The following is a 24,474-nucleotide window of genomic DNA, read 5'->3' as shown; positions in this document are numbered from 1 at the left end:
AAGCTCTGCCGCATTTAACGATATACCGAATCGCCTCGCCTCAAACACCGCCAGCCGCCAACCTCAGCGCCAGAATCCCCAGCGCCCCGCAGAATCCTGATTGACAAGCGCTGCAATCCTCATGCAGCTTCGCTTTATCGATAAATCTGGAGGGAAACAGATGTCGCTGCCAAACCATAGTGTCGTCGCGCCGGTCACCCGGCGCCGCCTGTTGACAATGTCCGCCGCGCTGATGGCCGGCACCGCGCTGGCGGCCGCCACGGGAAATGCCTTCGCCCAGGGTGGCGCCGCGCTGCAGTTCTGGAAAATGCCGAACATGGCGGCGGAAAACGAGAACGCCTATTGGGCGGGTGCCGTCGCCGGTTTCAAGGAGGCGAGCGGCAACAGCGTCGAGCACCTCCTCGTGCCGTGGGCCGAGTTCCTCGCCAAATACACCGCCGCCTTCGTTTCCGGCACCGCCCCCGACGTCTCCTACCAGGTGACCAACACCCTCAACCAGTTCGGCACCAATGGCCTTCTCGCCGACCTCAAGGCCATCGACCCGGCGCTCGACACCAGCGCCATCAACCAGGCGATGATCGCCTCGGCCACCCAGGACGGCAAGCTTTTCGGCTACCCCTATATCTCGAGCCGCTTCGTGCTGGCGCTGAACGAGGCGGTCTGGGAGAAAGCCGGCAAGCCGGCGCTCCCCACCACCTATGACGAGCTGCTCGAGTTCGCCAAGCAACTCACCTTCGACGAAGCCGGCAAGCCGCTCGGCGATCCGGCCTTCGACAAGACCAAGGTCGCGATCTACGGCATGGCCTGGCCGGGCTCCTATGAGGTCGTGATCAACTATATCTGGAACGTCCTGTTCTCCTATGGCGTCACCCCGTTCAGCGCCGACATGAAGGATATCGGCTTCGATACGCCCGAGGGCCGCGCCGCGCTCGAGCATCTGAAGGCGCTGCAGGATTCCGGCGCCGCGACGCCGCTGACGCTTTATGCCGATGCCAACCAGTGGGCCGAGCTGCTGCCGGCGGGCAAGGCCGGCGTGCAGTGGGTGGAAGCCAACGTCCAGCAATTCGTCAACTTCCCCGAGGCGCGGCTGCAGGTAATGGAGCCGCCGGCGGGTCCGGCCGGGGCCTTCGTCTCGGGTGCCGCGGGCTACCTGGTGATCGCCGAGGCCAGCGCCAACAAGGCGGCGGCGCTCGATTTCATCAAATACGTCACATCAGGCGCGCCCTATGACGATTACATCGCGCAATCGCTGCTGTTCCCGGTCAGCACCAATGCCGATGCGGCAGCCATGTATGGCAAGGTGAGCGAGAAGCGCGCCTACGACTTCCTCGCTGCCGCCCTGCCCCAGACCAAGTCCATGCTGTTCCCGGCGGCCCTGCCCTATAACGGCTATGAGTACCTGGTCGGCGAGATCAACAACTACCTCAGCGGCCAGAAATCGCTCGACCAGGTGATCTCCGACGCGAGGCAGCAGACTGCGACGCTCGCCGCCAATGCCGGGCTCTAGCACCTGATGCAGGCGATCAAGGCCCAGGCGAGGGCGGAGTTCATCTCCGCTCTCGCCTTCCTCACCCCCAAATTCGGTCTGTTCTGCGCCTTCGTCGTGGTGCCGTTCCTCTACACCTTCTACCTGATGCTGTTTCAGGGTGGCCTGATCGGCAAATTCCGGTTCGTCGGCCTGGGGAACTTCGGCGCCTTGCTGGGCGACGGGCTGCTGCGCTCGACCATCGGCAATACGCTGCTGTTCATGGCCATCAACATCCCGGTCACCGTGGCGTTGGCTTTGGGGGTGGGGATCCTGCTCGCCCGCCAGGTGAAGTTTCGGGGTGTCTATCGTTCGCTGATCTACGTGCCTTCGCTGCTCTCGGTTTCGGCCACCGGGCTGGTGTGGAAGATCATGCTCGATCGCGATGCCGGGCCGATCTACGGCTTTTTCAAGCACACGCTGGGGCTCGAACTCAGCTACCTGCAGTCGGGTTCGGTCGCCATCGTCAGCGTGGCGCTGATCAGCGCCTGGGCCTCGGTCGGCTTTTACAGCCTGATCTTCCTCGCCGGCCTCAACGGCATCCCGCAGGAGCTCTACGAGGCAGGCAAGGTCGATGGCATCAGCCCGCGCGCTGCCTTCTGGCACATCACCCTGCCGCTGTTGAAGCCGGTGCTGCAGCTGGTGCTGATCCTCACCTCGATCAGCGCCATCCAGGTGTTCGACATCATCTTCGTGCTCACCCAGGGTGGGCCCGGCACTTCGACCTATACGGTGATGTGGTACATCTACAAATCGGTGTTCGGCGGCGGTTCGGTCGGCTACGCAGCAACCATCAGCGTGGCGGTAATGGTGTTCTCCATTCTCCTTGCCGGAGCCATCGTCCTCATCACCCGCACCCGCGAGGCGAAGTGATGGCGCACCCCGCAACACCCCGCCGCAGCGCGCCGCAACTCTGGGCGGCGTTTCGCACCCACGCGCTGCTGAGCCTCGTCGTCCTCGCCTCGATCGGGCCGGTGCTGTTCGTGGTCGTCGCCTCGTTCAGGCCGATCACCAGCTTCGACTCGCTGGCCAGCAGCACCGCGCAATTCACCCTCGCCAACTATCTCGGGGTGTTCGCGGACAAAGTGTCGATCCAATGGCTGCTGAACTCGATCATCGTCACATGTGCCGTGACCGTGCTGACCGTCATCGTCGACCTCCTCGCCGGCTATGCCTTTGCCAAGCTGAAGTTCAAGGGCAGCGGCCTGTTGCTCTCGGCGATGCTGGCGACCGTCATGGTGCCGTTCGCGGTGACGCTGCTGCCCAACTACGTGCTGGTGGCGCGGCTGGGGCTGGTCAACACCTATGCCGGCCTGATCATCCCGCTGCTCTCGGCGCCGGTCGGGGTTTACCTGATGCGGCAGTTCATTGCGGAAATCCCCGATGCGCTGCTCGAAGCCGCCAAGATCGACGGCGCCAATCCGCTGCAGATCCTCTTGAAGATCATCGTGCCGCTGGCCCGTCAGCCGGCGATCGTCCTTGCGGTGTTCACCTTCGTCAACACCTGGAACAGCTTTCTCTGGCCCCTGCTGATCGCCCAGAGCGAGGACAAGCGCACGCTGATCGTCGGCATCGCCACGCAGAGCCTGCAGCACACGCAGAACCTCGGGGCCATGACCGCCCAGACGGTGATCAGCATGGTGCCGACGCTGGTCGTCTTCGCCATCTTCCAGCGTTACTTCCTCATGGGCCTGACCGCCGGCTCGGTGAAATCATGACAGCCAGAACAAGTCGGGAGGGCCGGCAATGACCGGAGCAAGCTATCCCAGCCTCAAGGGCCAGGTGGTATTCGTCAGCGGCGGCGCCAGCGGCATCGGCGCCGAGATCGTCACCCAGTTTGCCCGCCAGGGCGCGCAGGCCGCCTTCGTCGATATCGATGACGGCAAAGCCGAGGCCCTGGTGGCTGCGCTCGAGGCTGAAGGACTTGCCCGGCCCTACTACCAGCACTGCGATATCCGCGACATCCCGGCGCTCCGGGTGGCCATCGGTGTGGTGATCGGGCATTTCGGCCCGGTCAACACTCTGGTCAACAGCGCCGCCAGCGATGACCCGCACACCATTGCCGAGGTCGAGCCCGACTACTGGGACGAGCGCATGGCGCGCAACCTGAGGCACCATTTCTTCGCCGCCCAGGCAGTGCGCCCGGCGATGAGCGAGGCGGGCGGCGGCTCGATCATCAATATCGGCTCGACCGTCTGGCTGTTCGGCGCCCCCAACACCATCGCCTATGCCACCGCCAAGGCCGCCATCACGGGCATGACCCGCTCGATGGCGCGCGAGCTGGGCCCCGAGAACATTCGGGTCAACTGCGTCATCCCCGGTTGGGTGATGACCGAGCGACAACTCGCCACCTACATCGATGAAACTGCCGAAAGGCAGATCTCCACCCGGCAAGCGCTCTCCAACCGGCGCATCCAGCCGGCCGATATCGCCAACATGGTGCTGTTCCTCGCCGCCGACGAGAGCCGCTCCTGCGCCGGGCAGAACTTTATCGTCGATGCCGGCTGGGTCTGATCCGGCCCGCCCCCTGCCAACACCTCTCTCCCAACGGAACTGACCACCATGAACACCGCCCGCCCCAGCACCGATCCGGTCGTGCACTTGATGCGCGAGAGCTTTTTCTCCGCGCTCATCTCCGATGTGCTCGACGAACTCGGTTACCGCAACCAGGCCCTGCCCTCGCGCATCCGGCCGCTCGATGAAACGCTGAAGCTGGTCGGGCGCGCCCGCACCATGATCTACGCCGATATCTACCAGCAGCCCGGCCCGGACGAGAACCCGCATGCCGGCGAGATCAGGCTGATCGACAGCCTCCAGGTCGACGACGTGGTGGTCTGCGCCTGCGGCACCTCGGGCCGCATCGCCCCCTGGGGCGGCCTGCTCAGCACCGCGTCCAAGGTCCGCGGCGCCGCCGGCGCACTGATGGATGGGCTGGTGCGAGACATCGCCGAAATCCGCGGCTTGAGCTTTCCGGTGTTCCATGGCGGCATCGGACCGCTCGACAGCAAAGGCCGGGCCCGCGTCATCGATACCGATGTGACGGTCGAGTGCGCCGGCGTCAGCATCACCCCCGGCGACATCATCTTCGGCGATGGTGACGGCGTCGTGGTGGTGCCGCGCCTCATCGAGGCTCAGGTGGTTGCCGCGGCAACCGAGCGGCTCAAAGGTGAGAACAAGACCAAAGCCGCATTGCTGGCGGGCCGCAGCCTCGCCGAAGTCTATGCCGAGTTCGGGGTGTTGTGAGGTCACGATGATCGTCGATTGCCACGTCAATATCTGGAACCCCGAGCATGTCCGCCCGCTGCTCACCACCGGCACCGCCACCTCGCGGCCCGGCTCGGTGAGCCAGTTGGCCGATGCCGACACCGTCTACAAGGCCATGTCGGAGGTCGACAGAGCCATCATCTTCTCGCTCCGCTATGGCGACAGCGCCGGCATCGATGGCGATGACGAGGTGACGGCAGCGGCGGTGAAGAAATACCCCGACAAACTCGTCGGCTTTGCCGCCATGGATCCGCGCCGCCCCGACTACATGGACCTCCTCGTGCACGCTGTGGACGATCTCGGCCTCAAGGGCGTCAAATTCGGACCGATCTACAATGGCGTGTCCCTGCTCGATCCGCGCCTCGTGCCGGTCTACGAGTTCTGCGTGAAGCGCAACATTCCGCTCACCATGCACATGGGCACCACCTTCGCCGAGAACGCGCCGATCGAATATGGCCGGCCGCTCGACGTCGACACCATCGCGGCGCGCTATCCCGATTTGAAGATGATCATGGCGCACATGGCTCACCCCTGGGCCGAGGAGTGCATCGTGGTGATCAGGAAGCGCCCCAACGTCTATGCCGAGGTGTCGGCGCTGTTCTATCGGCCGTGGCAGTTCTGGAATACCCTGGTCACCGCGCAGGAATACCGGGTGAACGACCGCAACAAGATCTTCTGGGGCACCGATTTCCCGTTCGCCGAAGTCCGGGAATCGATCGACGGGCTGAATGCGATCAACGACCAGCTCGAGGGCACGAGGCTGCCGCGGATCAGCCAGACGACGATCGACTCGATCCTCCATTCCAACCCGTTCGAACATTGGTGGCACGGGGGCTACCAGCCATGAAAATCACTGAAGTCGAACCGATCCTGCTGCGCGGCAGCGCCGCCTACGGCTCCGGCGCCGGCGGCGCAGAAGCCACCGATAATGGCGATTGGCAGCTGCTGATCCGGGTCGCCACCGACGAGAGCCTGACCGGCTGGTCGGACGTCGAAACCCTGGCGCCGGCGGCGGTCAGCATCATTGCCGGCGAAGGCATGGCGACGGTCGGGTTCCAGACGCTCGGCAGCCTGCTCATCGGCGAGAACCCGCTCGATGTCGAACGGCTCTGGGACAAGCTCTATGTCGGCAGCGCCTATTACGGCCGGCGCGGCATTGCGATGCACTGCATCTCGGCCCTCGATAACTGCCTGTGGTCGATCCGCGCCCAGGCCGCCGGCATGTCGCTGAGCCAGCTGCTCGGCGGCCGGCGACGCGACAAAGTGATGGCCTATGCCTCGACGCTGTTCCGCTCCACCCCCGAGGGGATGATCGAAGCTGCTAATGGCTATATCGACAAGGGCTATCGCGCAGTGAAGTTCGGCTGGGGCGTCTTCGGGCAGGATCCCGGCCGTGACCGCGAACTGGTCGCCGCCGCCCGCCAGGCGCTCGGCCCCGATCGGCACCTGATGGTCGACCCCGGCTGGTACCCGACGGTGACCCCCAACCGCATGCAACCGCGCAGCCGCGCCGACAACGAGGCGCTCTGCCAATGGCTCGGCGACTACCACGTGCGCTGGGTCGAGGATTTCATCCACCCCGAGCATTTCGACGAGTATGCCGCGGTACGGGCGTCGAGCCCGGTGCCGGTCGCCGCCGGCGAGCAGGTCTCGACCGCCTGGGAGTTCGCCCGCTTCATCGAGAGCGGCTGTGTCGATGTGATCCAGCCTGACCTCACCCGCTGCGGCGGACTGACGGTGGCAAAGCAGGTGGCGCAACTGGCGACCCGGGCCGGCATCGACCTCGTACCGCATTCGTGGCTCACCCACCTCCTCACCGGCTACAGCCTGCAGCTGATCGCCACCCTGCCCCGCGCCCGCTTCGTCGAGTTCAACGTCAGCCAGAGCCCGCTGACGGCTGGCATCGCGCCGACGACGCTCGGGCTCGATACCGAGGGCTGTATCGCCATCCCCGATGGCGTCGGTATCGGCATCGAGGTGGATACCGCTTTCGTCGACGCACACCGGGTCCGCTGAGGAGAGAGCCCATGGAACGCCATGTCGTCACTGCCGCCGAGCTCGATCTGGTTTCGCCCGGCCGCCGCGACTATTGGGTGGCGCTGCCGCATGATGGCATCTGGGGCGACCACCTGATCCCGCTCACCGTGTTCGTCGGCCCCGAGGCCGTGCCCGGCAAAGGCCTCGTCGCCTTCGGCTCTACCCATGGCAACGAGTATGAAGGGCCCATCGCCATCAAGCACCTGCTGGGCGAGATCGATATCGCCGATGTGCGCGGCCGCATCATCCTCGTGCCGGTGCTCAACGTTGCCGCGTTCCGGGCGGGCACCCGGGATTCCGTCAACGATGACGGGGTGAACCTCAACCGGGCCTTTGTCGCCGATGCCGGCCGCACCCCGAGCCTGGGGCGGATCACCCACCGCATCGCCGCGTTCGTCCGCACCGCGATCTGGCCGCATGTGCATGTGGTGTTCGACATGCATGCCGGCGGCGAGGTGGCGCAGTTCGCGCTGGGGCCGAGCTTCCACCCGATCGCCGACCCCGAGCAGAACCGCCGCATCGAGGAGACGGCGCGCTGGTTCGGCTCGCCCATCGTCCTCGTCTACCAGAACGAGACGCCCGGGCTGTTGACCAGCGAAGCCGAACGGCTCGGCAAGCTTACCATCGGCGCCGAGCTCGGCTGGGGCCGCTCGGCCCAGCCCGACGGCATCCGCTTCGCCCGCCACGGCATTCGCGCCGCCGCCATCCACTGCGATCAATTGCGGGGGACGATTGCGCCGATCGCTCACCACGCCGACGGCACGCAGCGCAAGATTTCCACCGTCGATCGGCGCTCGATCGTCGTCGCACCGTTCGACGGCCACTACGAGGCGCTGAAAAAGCCCGCCGATCCGGTCAGGGCCGGTGAGACCATTGCGTGGCTGCACGATTTCCAGCACCTCGACGCTGCGCCCTGGCCGGTTCGCTCCCAGGTCGATGGATTGCTGGCCGCGCAGGCCTGGGGCGCCCGCGTCACCCAGGGCCAGCACATCGCCATCACCGGCCAGATCGAGGATTGGGTGAGCTGACAGACATTCGTCGTGTGTGCGGGTAATGTCCGCAAAAGATTCTGGAGTTGAACCACTGTGGTCGCCTCACCCGCGATGTCATCCCAGCGAAAGCTGGGATCCATTTCGCGGCCCGCGCGGGCGGCGCGTTGGGTCCCAGCTTTCGCTGGGATGACAGCCGGTGGGTGGATCAGCAATCGAGCCCAGCCAAGGTCTCGGATGCAGTCCAATCGTGAAACGACTCTGACGACCCTGGAGGAAACTTGCCCCCCAGCAAGAAGGCAATAACGCTCAAGGATGTGGCGCGGCTGGCCGGCACCACGCCGATGACCGTCTCGAACGTACTCAACAACCGTGCCGGCGCCGTCGGCCCGGACCTGTCGGCACGCGTCCGCCGTGTCGCACAGGAGCTCGGCTACCGCCCGCATACCCTGGCGCGGCGGCTCAGGACGCAGCGCAGCCAGATCATCGGCGTGGTGCTGGTCGATGCCTCGCCGTTCTTTCTCTCCGACCCGCTGACCGCCGCCATGCTCGCCGGCCTCACCGCGGCGCTGCACCGGCTCGATTACTCGACGATCCTCCATGGCGTTCGTCCCGACGAGGTCGAACAGGCCTCATTCCTGCGCAATATCGAAACCGATGGCGTCTGCATGGTGCTGGCCGGCGCCAAGTCCACCCGCCGTAAGGTGATCGAGCGGGTCGCCGCCACCAACCAGCCGCTGGTCACCATGCAGGAAGCGGTGCCCGACGACATCAAGGATGCCGCCGGCATCCATTTCGACGACCGCGGCGGGGCGCGCGAACTGACCCGGGCGCTGGTCGCGACCGGGGTGCGGCACGTCCTGTTCCTCGTGCCGGCGCTCGAATGGGCGGCGATGCTGCGGCGTGAAGCCGGCATTCGCGAGGTGCTGGGCGGCGCCGACGGCGTCCGGCTCAGCCTCGTCAAATCGGCCGATGAGAGTTTTGAGGCCTGCCAGGCCGCCCTCGCCGGCTTCATCGCCAAGGGCGAGGTTCCCGATGCGGTAATCGGCGGCAACGACCAGATGGCCATCGCCGCCATGCGCTACCTGCAGGCGATCGGCAAGAACGTTCCCGGCGACATCCAGGTCGCCGGCTTCAACGGCCTCGAGTTCGGCCGCTACACCACCCCCGAACTCACCACCGTCTCCGCCCCGGCCTTCCGCCTCGGCGAGGCCGCCGCCAACGCCATGTTCCACCGCCTCGACACCGGCAGCTTCCCGTTCCGCGAAATGGTGGTGCCGGTCGACGTGATCCTGCGGGGGTCGACCCGGGCGGGTGGCGCGGCCTAGCCGGTCTCGCCGGTGAGGCAGCGGCGGTTATCCGGCCGCTTGAGGGTGGGGCCGGACAACATGCCCAGCCCCGATTTTCATGGCCTCAGAGGCCGCCGCCGCCATGCAGCTTCCGCACTTTCTCGGCCGCGTCCTTGGCGGCCTGTTCGACCGTCATGCTGCCGGTCAGCGCGTTCTGCATCATGTCGGGGACGATGATGTTCATGATCTCCGGGGCTTCCGGCAAAGCCGGGAACGGAATGCCGTTCGGCAGCATCGAGGTGGTGACGTCGAGGAACCTGATGGTGTCGAGCCTCTCCTTCATCCACTGCGTCTTGAAGCCGTTGACATTGCCCGGGTTGGAACCGGCCCAGGCCAGCTTCAACGACCATTCGGGGCTGGTCCACATGCAGATCAGCGCCTTGGCCGCCGGCTCATCCACCTTGCCGCCTTCGACGAACTCGGATTTGACGATGTGGATGTTGGAGCCGCCGAACACTACGGCGCGCTTGCCTTCCGGTCCGGTGGGGATCAGCCCGTAGCGCATGTTCTCGAGCACCGTATCGGCCACCGCCTTGTCCGATCCGGTGGCCGCGCCGGCAAGCTCGACCATCCGGGCATATTCGGACGGGTGCGAGATCATCATCCCCAGTTGACCGGAAATGAACGGCGCCTGGTTCTCACCCTGCGTATTGGTCAGCGCCGAAACCGGCACGGATTTGTCGCGCACATACATATCGTAGGAGGCCTGCAGCGAACGGATGCTTTCCGGGCTGTCGAGCCGCACTTCGCCATAGGTCGGGTTGGCGTCGGCCTCGTCGAACACCCCGCCGCCATAGCCCCAGAGCTGCGGCATGTAGCGATAGGGCGTATTGCCGGCATTCTGCTTGGCGACGAGGCCATAGCCGGCGATGCCGAGCTTGTCGTGGATCTGCTTGGAATAGCTGACCACATCGTCCCAGGTGGCCGGCGGATTGTCGGGGTCGAGCCCGGCCCGCTCGAAGATGTCGGCGTTCCAGATGAACGCCATGGTCTCGTTATTGGTGGGGATGCCGTAGACCTTGCCGTCCCAGGTCACCGCCTTCATCGCGCCGGGCCAGAAATCGTCGGGCTGGTAGCCGACATCCTCGGGCTTCAGTTCCTCGAGATAGCCCTTGGCGGCAAATTCGGTCCCCCCCAGGATCTGCAGGCGGATTGCCATCGGGGCGGAGTTGCCGAGCAGCGCCGTGCGGAACTTGTCGAGCAGCTCGTTATAGGTGATGCCCTGCTCGGTGAGCTCGATCCCCGGATAGGTGGCGCGGAACGCCGCGAAGAAATCGCGGTAGTTATCGCGCATGATCTGCGGATCGGCTTCGAAAATGCCCTGGTACCAGAAGGTGAGCTTGCCCTTGTAGTCGGTCGGCGTCACCGAATTGCAGTGCCCGACCGTGTCGAAAGTCTCCGTTCCGGCGATCGAGCGCACATAGTCCGGCGACCATTTGCTGATGTCGACCCCCGCTCCCAGTGCACTCGAGCCCATGAGGCCGGTGACCAGGACAGCCGACAGCATGCCGCGCTGAAGCGCACGGCCAAGTCCGTGTTCTGACATTGAAATTCCTCCCTTCATCCGCGACGGGCGCCCCTCGCGCCGGTCGAGAATGCCTGTCCGGCAACGGGCCGGTTACGTAGAGTAGCGCCAGGATTTCATCACAGACAACCAGAATTTTGCAAAATCTGGCTCAGCTCTCTGGAAATCCGACGCGAAACCGGCAAAGCTGCAGGCATCGGCAACCTCTGGGGGATCGACAGCGATGAGTGCGTTCAAAGCCCGGCCCCCGGTCGGTATCGATCCGACCGGGGTGTCCGAGGAAGGCGCCGCCGTCTACGAGCTGATCCGCGACGACATCATCTCCGGCCGCCTCGAAGCCAATTCACGCCTCGTCGTCGCCGAGCTGTCTGAGCGGCACCGTGCCCCGGCCAATGCGGTGCGCGAGGCGCTGCAGCTGTTGCGCTCGCAGGGCTTCGTGCTGATCGTCCACAACAAAAGTGCCCGGGTTCGGCCGATCGACCAGGATTTCGTCCGCGACACCTACGAGATTGGCGTGCTGATCGAGCCCTCGATGGTCCGCTGGTTCGTCGGCATGGCGACCACAGCCGATATCGCCGCCCTGGAGCGGATCCAGGAAGAGATCGAGGCCAACAATTTCACCGACCAGGTGCTGCACGGCGAGCTCGATACCCAGTTCCACAACGTCATGTACGAGCGCCACTACAATCACCTGGCCGCCGAGCTGTGGTGGAAGCATCGCGAGGTGCTGCGGGCCGTGGCGCGGCGCTACCAGTACACCCTGGTCCGCCAGGCCCAGGTGATGCGCGAACACCGTGAACTGATCCGGCTGGTCAAGCTCGGCGACGCCGAAACGGCTGCCAGCCTGATCGCCGCGCATGTCGATGGCGCCGGCCGGCATGTGCTCGAGCAGATGCGCGCGTCAAGGGCGGCACGCGCCAGCTGAATCAGGTTTTTTGCGCGGCGTTCGCGTCATGGTTTGAGGGAGCCATCATCAGATGAAGATCACCGGCGTCCGGCCCTGGCTGGTCAAGGCCAGCACATCCTACTGGGGCGAATACCTGTTCGTCGAAGTCACCACCGACGAGGGGGTGTCGGGCTGGGGCGAGATCACCTCGACGACGAAGATCGCCAACCGCGCCCTCGCCGCCATTCTTAAGCAGGTCAGCCACCAGATCGCCGGCGAGGATCCGAGCCGCATCGAGCGGCTCTGGCACAAGCTGTTCCGCAGCTTCACCTACATGGGCAGCCGCGGCGCCGCCTGCGAATGCGTCAGCGCCATCGACATCGCGCTGTGGGATATCCGCGGCAAGGTGCTGGGTTTGCCGGTCTATGAACTGCTCGGCGGCGCGGTGCGCGACGAGATTGCGCTCTACACCCACCCCGACCAATCCAAGTTCACCTCCGACGCCGCCGTCGTCGCCGAGATCACCGACATCGTGAAATCGGGCCACACGGCGCTGAAGTTCGACCCCTTCCCCTACCAGGGCGATCGCGAGCGGCGCGACGGCTATCTCGACGGCATGCTGTCACGCGCCGACGAAAAGAAGGCCGCCGACCTCACGGCGCTGATCCGCCAGACTGCGGGGCCGCAAGTCGAGATCCTGATCGATGCGCATGGCCGCTTCGACGTCCCCACCGCCATCCGGCTCTGCCGCTCGCTCGAAGAGGCCGGGCAGATCGACTGGTTCGAGGAGCCCGTTCCGCCCGAAAGCCTCGATGCCTTGAAGCAGGTGCGCGACAAGGTCAGCGCCCCGATCTCGGTGGGCGAGCGGGCCCACACCAAGTGGGATTTCGTCCCCATCCTCGAGCACAAGCTTGCCGACTACATCATGCCCGACGTCACCTGGACCGGCGGCATCACCGAGATGAAGAAGATCGCCAATCTCGCCGAGGGCTATTACGTGCCGATCTCGCCGCACGATGCCGGCGGGCCGATCAACGTGCTGGCCGGCGCCCATGTGATGATGACGGTGCCCAACTTCTACAAGCTCGAGACCTCGCGCTGGGACCTCAGTGGCTATAACGAGCTGATGCACACCCGCCTCGACAACTCCAACGGCGCGTTGAAGCTGCCACGCGTGCCCGGCCTCGGCATCGAACTCAACCGCGACTACCTCGAGGATAACGAGATCCGGACGGAGTAGGCGGGAACGCGCACTGATGGTGCCGAGCGGGAAGAGCACCCCCACCCTGTCCCTCCCCCGCAAGGGGGGAGGAGACGACAACACTGACGCCGGTGTTTTGGTCTCCCTCCCCCTTGCGGGGAGGGGACAGGGGTGGGGGTGCTCTTCCCACACCGGCCTATCAACCGAAATGACCCCAGGCGACAGAGATCCCCCAGGAACCCCCCAATGAAAATCACCGGCATCGAAACCGTCATCGTCAACGCCGTCCAGCGCAACTGGATCTTCGTGAAGGTCTTGACCGATCAGCCGGGCCTGTGGGGCTGGGGCGAGGCGACGCTCGAGTGGAAAACGCGGGCGGTCACCGGCACCATCGATGACCTGAAGCCCTTCCTCATCGGCGAGGACCCGCTGCGCATCGAGCACCTCGTCAACACCATGACCCGCTTCAGCTTCTGGCCGCTCGGCTCGATCGGGCTTACTGCCGTCTCCGGCATCGAGCAGGCGCTGTGGGACATCAAGGGCAAGGCGCTCGGCGTGCCGGTGTGGCAGCTGCTCGGCGGCCGGGTTCGCGACAGCGTGCGCGTCTACACCCACCTGAAGCGCGGCGACGCCTCGGCCCGCGTCCCCAACACCGATATCTCGCGCTTCTGCGATGCGGTGCAGGAAACCGTCGAGATGGGCTACAACGCCATCAAGCTCGGCTTCGTCCCCTATACCGGGTACGATGCGCCCCTGCCCGCCGTGCGCCATGTCGAAAAACTCGCCGCCGCCGTGCGCGAGCGGGTCGGCGACGGCGTCGAGATCATGACCGATTTCCACGGCCGCCCGGATTCCCTCGATGCGGCGATCGCCTACATCAAGGCGATCGAGCCGATCAAGCCGCTGTTCTGCGAGGAAGTGATCCAGCCCGGCGATACCGCCGCCATGGCCGATATCGCCCGCCGCGTCGATTGCCCGCTCGCCACCGGCGAGCGGCTGTTCACGCCGCGCGAATTCCTCGAAGTGGCCCAGACCCGCGCCGTCGCCTACATCCAGCCCGATCTCGCCCACTGCATGGGCTTTACCGGCGGCCGCAAGATCGCCGCCATCGCCGAAGCCGCACATATGGGGGTATGCCCGCACAACCCGATGGGCCCGGTGGCCGGCGCGGTGGCGCTGCAGTTCGACGCCGCCACCACCAATTTCGTCATCCAGGAAGAAGCCGTCGGCATCGTGCCGTGGTTCGCCGAGATCTGCGCCACCTACCCGCTGAACCTCGTCAACGGCGCCTGGCCGATCCCCGACGCGCCCGGCCTCGGCATCGAAATCGACGAGAAGGCCGCCGCGCGCTACCCGTTCAAGCAGGAGGTGATCCCGGCAACGGAGTCGGTGCTGGCCGATGGGCGGATTGCCAACTGGTAGCGGGATTGGGCCCCTTTTGCAGGACTGCGACATCGAGAATTAGGCACTGCACTCTCCGTGGTCCTCCCCCGTTTCACGGTGGAGGAGCACTGAGAGTCCGGTGGCTTTCATTCTGCGATGGCTCCGCCGGAGCGGTCGCCCCTACCCCTGCAGTCGCGCCAGCGCACAAGCCCCTTCCACCGGCTTGCCGGTGAACAGGTGCGGCGTCAGGTGCGCGGCGGTCTCGCCGAGGCCGGCAACGAAGGCCGCCCAGAGGCTCGGCTGCTCGACGATCACGCTGCCACCGGCCACCACATGGCTGGCCCCGGCGCCCCGCGCGTCGAGCAGCGCCGCGAGGTCCGCCAGCATTCGGCCACCCTCGCGGATCACCGCCTGGGCGAGGTGCGAACCCTGCTCGGCGGCAGTGAACACCGCCACGGCATGCACGCCGACCTCGGCGGCTGAGCGCAACTGCCCCAGGGTGCTGCCGAGCCGCGGAATGGCCTTGACCTCGAGCGAAGCGAGAATGGCCGCGGCGAGCGGCTCGCTGGCGTCGCCACCGCGGTCGAAATGCAGCGCCACGGCGCGCACCGCTTGACGGACGAGTGCGGCGGCGCTGCCCTCGTCGCCGACGATCCAGCCCCAGCCGCCGGCCACCAGCATCCGGTCGGGACTCGGCCGGCACACGGCGATCGAACCGGTGCCGGCCACCACGCCGATCTGCCCGGGAAACCCCAGCGCCAGCGGCATCAGCTCGGCATCGTTGACCACCGCGACTTTCGCGCTGGTGCGCGCCGCGACGGCCGTCTCCAATGCCTTGCACTCCTCGGCATCGTCGCAGCCATGGGCGCCGATGCCGATGGCGGCTACCGCCGCCTCACCGGCGAGTTGCCCGACCAGGGCGAGCAGCCCTTCGGCATCCTCGTCCCAGTCGCGTCGGCGCCAGCTCGAACTCGAAACAATCAGGTCGCGTTGCTCGTCGCCATCGGCAATGGCGCGAAGCTGGGTCTTGGTCCCGCCGATGTCGATGCCGATCAGCAGCGGGGGCTCTAGGGGGCTGGCAAAGCTCATTGCAGGCTGAGGCTCCCGCGAATGCGCTGGCCGTCGCGCTCGAACAGCAGGGCCCGGCCGGCATCGATGCCGAGGCGAACCCTGCTGCCGGCGCGCGCTGCATCGCGACGCGCCCGCACGATCATCGGCGTACCGTCGGCAACCGTGAGATGCACGAAGCTCTCGGCCCCCAGTTCCTCGACCAGCGTCACCCGACCCGAGAGCGCGCCCGGCGCATCATCGCCGGCAATCGTCAGGTGCTCGGGCCGCACGCCAAGCGTCACCGCCCGGGCGCCACCGCCCACACCGCCGATCGGCAGCGTGATATCGGCCGCCCCGCCAACGCCGCTGAGCTTCACCGAGCCGGCATCGACCGAAGCCAGCTGGCCCGCGAGGAAGTTCATCTTCGGCGAACCGACGAAGCCGGCGACGAACTGGTTGTCGGGGTCGTCATAAAGGGTCAAGGGCGGCCCTGCCTGCTGGATCAGGCCGCCGGCCATCACCACCATCTTGTCGGCGAGCGTCATCGCCTCGATCTGGTCGTGCGTCACATAGATCATCGTGGTGCCGAGCCGCTTGTGGAGTTCGGTCAGTTCGGCCCGCATCTGCACCCTGAGCTCCGCATCGAGGTTGGACAGCGGCTCGTCGAACAGGAAGACCCTCGGCTCGCGCACGATGGCGCGGCCGATGGCGACGCGCTGCTTCTGCCCGCCGGAGAGCTGCCCGGGCTTGCGCGCCAACAGCTTTTCGAGCTGCAGGATCGTCGCCGCTTCATTCACCCGCCCGGCGATGAAATCGCGCGCCTTGTGCGCCATCCGGAGCCCGAACGAGACGTTCTCGAACGTCGTCATGTGCGGGTAGAGCGCATAGGACTGGAACACCATCGCCGCGCCGCGATCGGCCGGCTCGATCTCGTTCATCACCTCGCCCGCAATCGAGATGGTGCCGGCGCTGATCTCCTCGAGCCCGGAGATCATGCGCAACAAGGTGGATTTGCCGCAGCCCGAGGGCCCGACGAACACCACGAACTCGCCCTCTTCGATCGAGAGGTCGACATCCCTGAGGATGCTGACCGAGCCGAACGACTTCGAGACCGAGGAAATATCGAGGAAAGCCATTATTGCTCCTTCAGCCCTTGCTTCCCGACATGGCGATGCCCTGGACGATCTGGCGCTGGAAAATGAGGAAGAAAATCAGCGGCGGCACGGCTGCCAACAGGTTCGCCGTCATCACCGTATCCACCGTGTGGTGCGACAGCGGCGAGTTGAACTGGCCCACCACCTGCCCGACGGTGTAGAGTTCTTCCCTGGTGCCCACGATCAGCGGCCACATGTAGTTGCCCCAGGTCTGGATGAAGGTGAGGATGGCCAGCGTCACCAGTGCGTTGCGGCAGAGCGGCAGCACCACGTGCCAGTAAATCTGGAAGTGCCCTGCCCCATCGAGCCGCGCCGCCTCGATCATGTCCTTGGGGATGGCGCGCATGAACTGCACCAGCATGAACAGCCCGAACGCTGAGGCGAGCCCCGGCACCACCAGCCCCTCCATGGTGTTGAGCCAGCCGAGCCGTGAGACCAGCACGTAGGTCGGGATGATGGTGACCGCGGTGGGCACCATCAGCGCCAGGAGCACCACGCCGAACAGGATCTTGCGGCCGGGGAACTCGAACAGCGAAAACTCGAACGCCGCGAGCGAACCGACCAGCAGCACGCCGGCAATGGTCAGGAGCGCATAGAGGATCGAGATGCCGTAGGCCCTCAGGTACCCGGTCTCGGCAAAGATGGTGGCGATCTTGTCGATGCCGGCGCCGAGCGAGGTCGGCCACAGCCGCGGGTTGAGCGATACCGGCTCGCCCGCCTGGGCGAACACCACGTTGATCATCCACCAGATCGGGAACACCGCCACCAGCGCGATGGCCAGTGCCAGCGCCCATTTGAGCGCGGTCCAGACGGTAAGGCGGCGCTGCTTGCGCATCGTGCTCATCGACGTTCACTCCAGGCGCGCAGGCCAAACATCACGCCGGTGACGACGACGATGGCGATGGTGAGCAGGAACCCGTAGGCCGCGGCCTCGCCGAACTTCACCCCGCCAAAGGCCCGCCCCATCATGTCCATGACCGGAAACAGCAACGCGTTGCGCCGTCCGCCATAGGAGGTGAAGGACGAGCCGGTCAGCAGCCAGGGCTTGTCGAACACCTGCATGGCAGAGATCAGCCCATAGGTGAGCACGAAGAACAGCACCGGCCACAGCATCGGGACGGTGACGTGGAAGAGTTGCTGGCGCTTGCTCGCCCCATCGAGCCGGGCGGCCTCGTAAAGCTCGGTCGGAATATTCTTCAGCCCCGCGAGGATGATGACCATGTTGAAGCCGGCCGACACCCAGATATCCACCGCGATCAGCGCGTAGAGCATGGTGTCGGTGTCATTGAGGAAATTGACCGAGGGGATGCCGAACCAGCCCAAGACGATGTTGAGAAGGCCGAAGTTCGGGGCGTAGATCCAGCGCCAGATGGTGGCGGCGAGGAACGCCGGCAGTACCACCGGCATGAAATAGGCGTTGCGGAAGAAGTTCGACCAGCGCCCGGTGAAGCTGTCGACCAGGAGCGCCAGGCCCAGCGCCACGAGGATGCCAAGTGGCACCGTGATGGCGATATAGGCGGCAAGGTTCCCCATGGCGCGGGAGAAATCGCGCGAGCCGATGATCTTGGTGTAGTTCGCGGCGCCGACGAACTCGGGCGTCCGCACGCCGTTCCAGTCGTGGAAGCTGTAAAAGAGGCCGCTGAGGATTGGATAAAGGAAGAACACCGCGAACAGCACCATGAACGGCGCGATCATCAGATAGTGCGGCAGGTAGCGGCGAAACGGCATGGGCAGCCCCTCGGTGGGCCGCGGCTGACGAAGCCAGCCGCGGCACGAAGCATCACGGATGCGGCTTACTGGGCCATGCACTCGTTGAGGGCGGCGATCATCTCCTTGGCGCCTTCGGCCGGCGTGTAGTCGCCATCCGCGGTCGCCGAGGCATAGTCGATCACCGTCGAGTTGTAGCAGCTGGGGATCGAGCCGACGAAATACGGTGCCGCCACTTCCATCGCGCCATGCGCCGCATCCACCGACACCTTGATCAGCGGCAGCGCCGAGACCTCTGGGTCGGCCATGGCGGCGGCGTTGGCGTTGTAGCGGGCGAGGAGCTTCGCCCAGCGCGCCATCTGCGCCTTTTCGGTGATGAAGGCGGCGAACTGGAAGGCGATCTCCTGGTTCTTGCCCGGCGCCACGGCGACGATCTCGTAGCTGCGGATGCCACCGGTCTTGCCGGCGGTGTCGCCCGGGATCAGCACGAAATCATACTTGAGCCCGCTGGCTTTTGCCGCTTCGTCATAGGTGGGGTTCACCCACGGGCCGATGGTGTGGAAAGCCAGCTGGTTGGAAATGAACAGGTCCTTGGTGGCCTGGTCGTTACGGCTGGTGCCGGTGTTGAGCGGCACCATGTCCACGAACTTCTGCAGCACGGTGGTCATCGTGGCTTCATCGATCCGCGTCTTGCGGTTGGGCCAGTCGAAACCCCAGGTCTCGGTATTGCCGGTGGTCGCGTAGATCTCGGCGATCGAGTTGAACACCAGCGTCTCGTCCGGGATGGCATACATGCCGGCGGCCTTGACCTTCTGCATCTGATCGTACCACTCGGCCCAGGTGGCGGGCGGCGTCGCAGGGTCGATGCCGGCCTTCTCCAGCACCGTCAGGTTGCGGAACAACAACGAACCGAACCCGGTATAGGGCAGGCAATAGAGCTCGTCCGGCTTCGGCATGCAGCTCGCCAGCGCGTCCTTGTCGAACTGGGCGCGCTGTTCTTCGGGCAACGCCATGAACTGGGTATAGATATTGGCCATGGCGCCGACATCGACCAGCTGCGCGCCGACCGACTGGGCGTTCATGTAGACATCCGGCACCGTGCCGCTCGCGGCTCCTGCCACCTGCCCGGCGGTCAGGTCGTCATCGCCCTTGCCGCTGATATTGATCGTTACGCCCGGATGCGCGTCGGTGAATTCCTTGATGAACTCCTGCTGCATGGCGAGCGCGTCGCCCTGCGCGAAATCGGAGTACACCCAGTATTCCAGCGTCACATCCTCTGCCGTTGCCGCGCCGGCGAACCCGACGGCGATCAAGGCGGTCGCTGCCGTCAGGGCAGCACGAAATGCTCTGGTCGTCTTCATGAAACCTCCTGTGCCATGCCCCTGCGGCGCCACGCGCCCCTCCAAGGTCAGCGGTTAGGCAGGTTAACTAATAAAAGCCGACGATCAAGCCCGCATGCAGAATTTCTGGCGCAAATTTGCGCTTTCCAGAAAGTAAGGCTGCTATACTAATATGAACCCGCCTGGCGCGATCCCGTTGCACCAGTGCCTTTCTGCCCAGCCCAGTTATGGAGACGACGATGCCGGCACGCGTGCCCTTCCGCGACGCAATCGACCTGGAACCGCAGGCGCTGCGCACGGCCCTCGGCACCACCAGCGCGGCGCTCGACGCAGCCGATCTCACGGCGCTTGAGACCGGCACCATCGGGCTGATCGGCATCGGCGCCAGCCTCTATGCAGGCATCGCCGGCGCGGCCCAGTTGCGCGCCCAGGGCCGCCGCGCCATCGCGCTGGCCGGCGGCGAGCTCTATGATGCCAGCGTCGATGCCGCCGATGCCTACATCGCCATCTCCGCTTCGGGCCGCAGCGTCGAACCGGCCAGGGCGACGGCGCTGCGCCCCAAGGCCGTCACGTTCGGTATCGCTCAATCCGCCGATACCCCGATGCGCGCTTCGGTCGGCCAGATGCTCGGCACCGGCAGCGGCGTCGACAGCGGCCCCAACACCACGAGCTATATGGGTTCGCTCCTCGCACTGGCGCTGCTTGCCGAACGCGTCGGCACCCCCACGGCCTTCGACTGGAGAAGCATCGGCGATCTGCTCGCGACCACCCGCACCTCCACCGCCGCGGCGGTGGCGAGGGCCGGCAAGCTCCTCGCCGGCAAGCGCGCGCTCGATTGCGTCGGCGCCAATGTCGCCTATGGCACCGCGGGCTACGCCGCGCTGCTGCTGCGCGAAGCCGTCCGCGTCCCCGCGCAAAACTGGGACACCCTCAACTTCCTCCACGGCCCGATGGAGCCCAACGACCCCGGCACTGGCACCATCGTCTATGGCGATGGCCGCGAGGTGCAACTGGCCCAAGACCTCGCCGGCTTCGGCATCGCCACCGTGCTGATCACCAGCGCCGAGGTCGCCGAGCGCGACAACCTCGTGGTGATCCGCATCCCCGCGACCTCGAACGGCCTCGCCACCGCCATCCTCGCCGCGCTGCCCACCCAGTTGATCATCGCCGACCTCGCCGAAACCGCCGGCCTGCCGGTCTGCATCTTCCGCTACCGCCAGACGGATACGAAGCTGCCTGAGGTGGCCTGAGGCTGGTCCCGGATGGAGAGCCACTGGCCGTGGAACGGTGGCCTTCTCCCCTTGAGGTCAGCGGACGAGGGCAAAGCCCTCGCCGCGAGGTGGCCGAAGGCCGGATGAGGGGTCCCGCGCAACGAAGTGTAGCGCGCTCGGAGCGAAAGCGACGAGCGGCCTCCGATGGATCCTGTTGGTCCGCGGGGCCCGGTTGCGGATTGCCCCTTCTTCCCCACCCCTCGTTCGTGACATGACAGCATTGAACGGACTAGACTCTTCCAAATGGCTCTGCTGACGGTGTGTCGGTCTTGAACGTAGCTTTCACCACGCCTCCTGCCCCTTTGACCGAGAGCGCCCGCGCGGTGTTCCGGCGCATTATCCTGCTCGGCCGCGCCACTCGGCCGATGCTGGGGAGCCTGCTCGATTTTTCGAAGCCCACCATGTCGGCGGCCATTCTCGAGCTCAGCGATCTCGGGCTGGTCGCGCCGATCGGCACCACGCAGGGCGCCAGCGGCCGCAAGGCCACCGTCTACGGGCTCGGCCGCGAGGCCGGCTATGTCATCGGCGTCGATGCCGGCGCCACCCAGGTGCGCGCCATCGCGCAGATGCTCGATGGCACCGTCTTGGCCGAGATCGAGCAGACCCCGTCCGCCGAGGCCGTGCACCTCAATGCCGAGACCGGCAAGGCGATCCGTACCATCTTGAAGCGGCTGCGCCAGAACACCACCGCGCATGGCCCGCTGCGCGCCGTCTCGGTCGCCGTGCCGGTGATCGTTTCGAAGAACCGCCCCGAGCTCGCCTACCGCGCCGACCTCGATGTCGTCCGCGACTCGATCGGCGAGTTCGACGACGCTCCCGTGGTGTTCGAGAACAACGTCAACTGCGCCACCATCGCCGAGCTCGATCGCGGCGGCGCGCAAGGCCGGCGCTCCTTCGCCTACCTGCAGGTCGGCGTGAAACTGGGCCTCGGGCTGGTGCATGATGGACGGCTGTTCCGCGGCGCCAATGGCGCGGCCGGCGAAGTCGCCCGCCTCCCCTTCCCCTGGTCCGAAACCAGCGCCCCACACCGCGGCGGCCTCGAGGATTATCTCGGCTCGCACGCCCTGATGCAGCGCGTCAGCAGCGATTGGACGGACCGCGGCGATGCACCCGCCACTGCCCGCGAACTGTTCGAAATGGCCGCCAACGGCTCCAAAGCCGCCCGCCGCCACGTCGAAAAGCACGCCCTCGACATCGGCCGCATCGCCGCCTCGGTGGTCAGCATCTTCGACCCCGGCCTCATCGTCATGGGCGGCGGCGTCGGCCAGAACGAACTGCTGCTCCCCCTGGTCCGCGACGTCATCGCCGAGCTTACCTGGCAAACCGAAGTCACCACCAGCCAGCTCCCGGCGCGCGGCACGGTGCTTGGGGCGTCACAGCTCGCCGTGCGCGAGGCGGTGCAGATGCTGACGGGGACGGAGCACCTGCCGGTTTATGGCGAGGCTTGACCGGTTCCGCTCTACCTCAACTGCCCGATGATCCGCTGCGTCAGCGCCGGGTCCTCGAGCACCGGGGTGCTATCGCTGATCTGGTCGATCGAGCCGATGATCGGCAGCGCCCGGATCTGCGGGTCTTCGATCGCCGCAGTGAGAGCGGCAACCGCATCGTCGGTGTTGATGGTGGTGAACGGGCGCTCGTGATAGGGGCCGATCACCGGCGTGAACGACGGCAACCCGATGGCATTCTGTTTATGCGCCAGTTCGAGATAGGCCGCGGCAAGGGCATTGCCGCGCGCTTGCCAGGCTTCTGCTGCAAACACCGCCCGGAAATGCGGCGTCAGCTTTTCTGCGAGCGGCAACCGGGCGAAGTCGCTGCCGAACCATTTGGCATAGGGAGCGTAGCGGCGCTCGAGCAGGAACGCCATGCGCATCGCGTCATGCACCAGCCGCCCCGCGATCACCCGCGAACCGAGGTCGTCGCCGACCTGCCCGGCGCGGCCGACAAAGGCCTGCTGTTCGGCGATGCGCCGCCACTGGCAGGCGAGCTTGTAGAGCCACACATCGCGCGGCAGATAGGCCAGTTTCTCCCGCGCTGCGCTGAGGTGGCCTTCGTCATCGTGGAACACCGCACCGGCAGTAAAGGCCAGCAGCCGCTGCTCGGGGAACCCCAGCCATTGCACCGGGCTGAGGCCATCTACCGAGCGCACTCCGAGGATGCGCTCGAGCGTCCCCGCCACGGTGTGCACTTCGAGCCCATGCACCAGCGCCCCCACTGCCTCCGCGCCGCCGGCCGGCGGGTGCGGCCGGTTGCGCCAGCCGATCGGCTCGCCGAGATAGCTCTCCGGAGCTGCAGCGGCGAAGGACGCGACCAGCCGCTGCGCCTCCCCATCGAAGCGATCGCGGCTCAGGAAGATATGGACGCGCGGCCCCCAGTTGTGGTCGCGCGACAGCTCGTCGTCGAAGCCGAGCAACTCCGAGCCATAACCGACCAGCGCCGCCGCGTGCGGCAGGCCCGGCGCCACGGCCGCCAGCCAGGGCCCGACGATGTCGGCATAGAAACGGCGCGACAACTCGATGCCCTGCATGGTGGTGGCCCCCGATTTTGCCGTGTCCTTATTGAGGTTTGACCCGGCAAACGCAAGTTTAGCGCCTTGCACAAGCTGCAACCGAAACGCAGGATGTCGGCCCCTGCCCTGCGTTGCCCCACTCCTCGGACAAGATGACCAGCATATCCCAGCCCGAACGGGGCCGCTCGAATGCGACGGCGGTGGCGCTCGCCATTGCCTGCACCGGCATCTTCTCGCTGATTTTCGTTTCCGGCCGCTTTGCCGGCGAGCTGGCCTCACCGCTGCAGATCATGTTCCTGCGCTATGCCGGCGGCTTCCTGACTGTGGTTGCAGTGGCCCTGCTGCAGGGCGAGACCTGGTTCTCGCTGCAAAGTAAGCTGCGCTGGCGGCACGCCCTGCGCGCGCTCTCCGGCGCCTTCGGCGGCGCGGCGATCATCTATGGCAATGCGCAGATGCCGATCGTCGACGTGACGGCCATCTCGCTGCTGAGCCCGGTGTTCCTGATCCTTCTCGGTATCGTCATCCTCAGCGATCGGCTGACCGGCTGGCGCATGCTGGGCATCGCCATCAGCCTCGCCGGGGCCATCGCCGTCGTCGTCTCCCGCGGCGCCCTCACCAATGCCGACCCGAGCTATCTGCTGCCGGCCGCCGTGGTCGTCGCCGGCAGCCTGTCGCTGGCTGTGGAGGGTCTGTTGATCAAGATCCTCGCCACCGCTGATCGGCCTCTCGTCACGCTGGCGCATGTCAACCTGTTCGGCATGCTGATCCTCCTCGTGCCGGCAGTGCTGACCTGGCGCTCGACCGGCTGGATCAACCTTGCCCTGCTCGGGATCGGACCGCTCGCCATCTTCGCGCAATATCTCAACATCCGGGCCAACATGCTGGCCCATGTGTCGGTGCTGGCGCCGCTGTCCTACACCTCACTGGTGTTCGCTGCGCTGATCGGCTGGCTGTGCTTCGCCGAACTGCCCACGCCAGGCGTCGTCCTCGGCGCCCTGGTCATCGTCATCGGCGGGGCGTTGCTGGCACTGTCGCGACGCTAGGTAGGACGATCGCAAACCCGGTGGCTACAAGCACCCCCTCTCTCTCTCACCCGCCAAGGGGGAGAGTCCCGACTGATACTCCGATGCATGTGGAAGCCACCGCTCATCTCCCCCTTGGCGGGGGAGAAAGCAAAATCTTAGGTTTAGCCGTTTGGCTAAGCCTTAGATTTTGCAAGAGAGCATCTGTGTTCTCGGTCAAGCTGTTTTGGGCTGAGTAGGCTCCCATAGGCGGTTCTGCGTGAGC

At 65.9% G+C, this 24,474-nt stretch carries 22 protein-coding genes; 15 read left to right on the top strand and 7 right to left on the bottom strand.

All coding sequences use genetic code 11. The features are described from left to right. Positions 1-160: 160 nt before the first annotated feature. The 9 genes from VGV07_RS19060 (at position 161) to VGV07_RS19020 (ending at position 9,143) form a co-directional block, all read left to right on the top strand. Positions 161-1,507: an ABC transporter substrate-binding protein gene (locus VGV07_RS19060; protein WP_326870309.1), complete on the top strand. Its 1,347-nt coding sequence runs from the start codon at positions 161-163 to the stop codon at positions 1,505-1,507. Positions 1,508-1,513: 6 nt separating this feature from the next. After that, positions 1,514-2,398: a sugar ABC transporter permease gene (locus VGV07_RS19055; RefSeq protein ID WP_326870308.1), complete on the top strand. Its 885-nt coding sequence runs from the start codon at positions 1,514-1,516 to the stop codon at positions 2,396-2,398. Beyond that, positions 2,398-3,243: a carbohydrate ABC transporter permease gene (locus tag VGV07_RS19050; RefSeq protein WP_326870307.1), complete on the top strand. Its 846-nt coding sequence runs from the start codon at positions 2,398-2,400 to the stop codon at positions 3,241-3,243. Before VGV07_RS19055 ends, VGV07_RS19050 begins: the two co-directional genes overlap by 1 nt. A 28-nt stretch (positions 3,244-3,271) precedes the next feature. Next, positions 3,272-4,039, top strand: coding sequence for an SDR family oxidoreductase (locus VGV07_RS19045; protein ID WP_326870306.1), 768 nt, complete (start codon positions 3,272-3,274; stop codon positions 4,037-4,039). Between the two features lie 48 nt (positions 4,040-4,087). After that, positions 4,088-4,768, top strand: coding sequence for an RraA family protein (locus tag VGV07_RS19040; RefSeq protein ID WP_326870305.1), 681 nt, complete (start codon positions 4,088-4,090; stop codon positions 4,766-4,768). Between the two features lie 7 nt (positions 4,769-4,775). After that, the gene (locus tag VGV07_RS19035) at positions 4,776-5,636 is read left to right on the top strand and encodes an amidohydrolase family protein (protein WP_326870304.1); all 861 of its coding nucleotides are present in this window, start codon (positions 4,776-4,778) and stop codon (positions 5,634-5,636) included. Next, positions 5,633-6,805 (top strand): mandelate racemase/muconate lactonizing enzyme family protein, encoded by a 1,173-nt coding sequence (locus VGV07_RS19030; RefSeq protein ID WP_326870303.1) that lies wholly within the window; start codon positions 5,633-5,635, stop codon positions 6,803-6,805. The genes VGV07_RS19035 and VGV07_RS19030 overlap by 4 nt, the downstream gene beginning before the upstream one ends. 11 nt (positions 6,806-6,816) lie before the next feature. Continuing rightward, positions 6,817-7,854 (top strand): succinylglutamate desuccinylase/aspartoacylase domain-containing protein, encoded by a 1,038-nt coding sequence (locus VGV07_RS19025; protein WP_326870302.1) that lies wholly within the window; start codon positions 6,817-6,819, stop codon positions 7,852-7,854. Positions 7,855-8,096: 242 nt separating this feature from the next. Beyond that, a complete protein-coding gene (locus VGV07_RS19020) occupies positions 8,097-9,143 on the top strand; it encodes a LacI family DNA-binding transcriptional regulator (RefSeq protein WP_326870301.1) in 1,047 nt (348 codons plus the stop codon). Positions 9,144-9,228: 85 nt separating this feature from the next. On the opposite strand, the gene VGV07_RS19015 is transcribed toward VGV07_RS19020, so the two are convergent. Then, entirely contained in the window at positions 9,229-10,710 is a 1,482-nt protein-coding gene (locus VGV07_RS19015; protein ID WP_326870300.1) for a sugar ABC transporter substrate-binding protein, read from the bottom strand. A 202-nt stretch (positions 10,711-10,912) separates the two neighbouring features. Between VGV07_RS19015 and VGV07_RS19010 the strand changes: the two genes are divergently transcribed. The 3 genes from VGV07_RS19010 (at position 10,913) to dgoD (ending at position 14,198) form a co-directional block, all read left to right on the top strand. Then, positions 10,913-11,614 (top strand): GntR family transcriptional regulator, encoded by a 702-nt coding sequence (locus VGV07_RS19010; protein ID WP_326870299.1) that lies wholly within the window; start codon positions 10,913-10,915, stop codon positions 11,612-11,614. Positions 11,615-11,666: 52 nt separating this feature from the next. Beyond that, the gene (locus tag VGV07_RS19005; RefSeq protein ID WP_326870298.1) at positions 11,667-12,815 is read left to right on the top strand and encodes a mandelate racemase/muconate lactonizing enzyme family protein; all 1,149 of its coding nucleotides are present in this window, start codon (positions 11,667-11,669) and stop codon (positions 12,813-12,815) included. A gap of 207 nt (positions 12,816-13,022) precedes the next feature. Next, positions 13,023-14,198: a galactonate dehydratase gene (gene dgoD, locus VGV07_RS19000; RefSeq protein ID WP_326870297.1), complete on the top strand. Its 1,176-nt coding sequence runs from the start codon at positions 13,023-13,025 to the stop codon at positions 14,196-14,198. 141 nt (positions 14,199-14,339) lie between these two features. On the opposite strand, the gene VGV07_RS18995 is transcribed toward dgoD, so the two are convergent. The 5 genes from VGV07_RS18995 to VGV07_RS18975 all read right to left on the bottom strand — a co-directional run bounded on the left by VGV07_RS18995 (position 14,340) and on the right by VGV07_RS18975 (position 19,431). Next, entirely contained in the window at positions 14,340-15,248 is a 909-nt protein-coding gene (locus tag VGV07_RS18995) for an N-acetylglucosamine kinase (protein WP_326870296.1), read from the bottom strand. Next, entirely contained in the window at positions 15,245-16,345 is a 1,101-nt protein-coding gene (locus VGV07_RS18990; protein WP_326870295.1) for a sn-glycerol-3-phosphate ABC transporter ATP-binding protein UgpC, read from the bottom strand. Before VGV07_RS18990 ends, VGV07_RS18995 begins: the two co-directional genes overlap by 4 nt. 10 nt (positions 16,346-16,355) lie before the next feature. Beyond that, complete coding sequence (locus VGV07_RS18985) at positions 16,356-17,207, bottom strand: carbohydrate ABC transporter permease (protein WP_326870294.1); 852 nt, start codon at positions 17,205-17,207, stop codon at positions 16,356-16,358. After that, positions 17,204-18,091, bottom strand: a complete 888-nt coding sequence (locus VGV07_RS18980) for a sugar ABC transporter permease (RefSeq protein ID WP_326870293.1) — start codon at positions 18,089-18,091, stop codon at positions 17,204-17,206. The genes VGV07_RS18985 and VGV07_RS18980 overlap by 4 nt, the downstream gene beginning before the upstream one ends. A 65-nt stretch (positions 18,092-18,156) precedes the next feature. Further along, the gene (locus VGV07_RS18975) at positions 18,157-19,431 is read right to left on the bottom strand and encodes an ABC transporter substrate-binding protein (protein WP_326870292.1); all 1,275 of its coding nucleotides are present in this window, start codon (positions 19,429-19,431) and stop codon (positions 18,157-18,159) included. A gap of 218 nt (positions 19,432-19,649) precedes the next feature. Here VGV07_RS18975 and VGV07_RS18970 point away from each other — a divergent pair, with 218 nt between their 5' ends. Continuing rightward, entirely contained in the window at positions 19,650-20,660 is a 1,011-nt protein-coding gene (locus VGV07_RS18970; protein WP_326870291.1) for a phosphosugar isomerase, read from the top strand. Between the two features lie 290 nt (positions 20,661-20,950). Then, positions 20,951-22,129 carry an ROK family protein gene (locus tag VGV07_RS18965; protein ID WP_326870290.1) on the top strand — a complete coding sequence of 393 codons (1,179 nt, stop codon included), beginning with the start codon at positions 20,951-20,953 and terminating at the stop codon, positions 22,127-22,129. An 11-nt stretch (positions 22,130-22,140) separates the two neighbouring features. On the opposite strand, the gene VGV07_RS18960 is transcribed toward VGV07_RS18965, so the two are convergent. Beyond that, on the bottom strand, positions 22,141-23,205 hold the full coding sequence (locus tag VGV07_RS18960) for a DUF4037 domain-containing protein (protein WP_326870289.1): 1,065 nt from the start codon (positions 23,203-23,205) through the stop codon (positions 22,141-22,143). Between the two features lie 134 nt (positions 23,206-23,339). On the opposite strand from VGV07_RS18960, the gene VGV07_RS18955 reads away from it, so the two are divergent. After that, a complete protein-coding gene (locus tag VGV07_RS18955; RefSeq protein WP_326870288.1) occupies positions 23,340-24,230 on the top strand; it encodes a DMT family transporter in 891 nt (296 codons plus the stop codon). Positions 24,231-24,474 lie beyond the last annotated feature (244 nt).

This window comes from Devosia sp. (assembly GCF_035944845.1).
Classification (GTDB): Bacteria; Pseudomonadota; Alphaproteobacteria; order Rhizobiales; family Devosiaceae; genus Devosia_A.
This window is presented reverse-complemented; position numbering and strand designations above follow the sequence as displayed.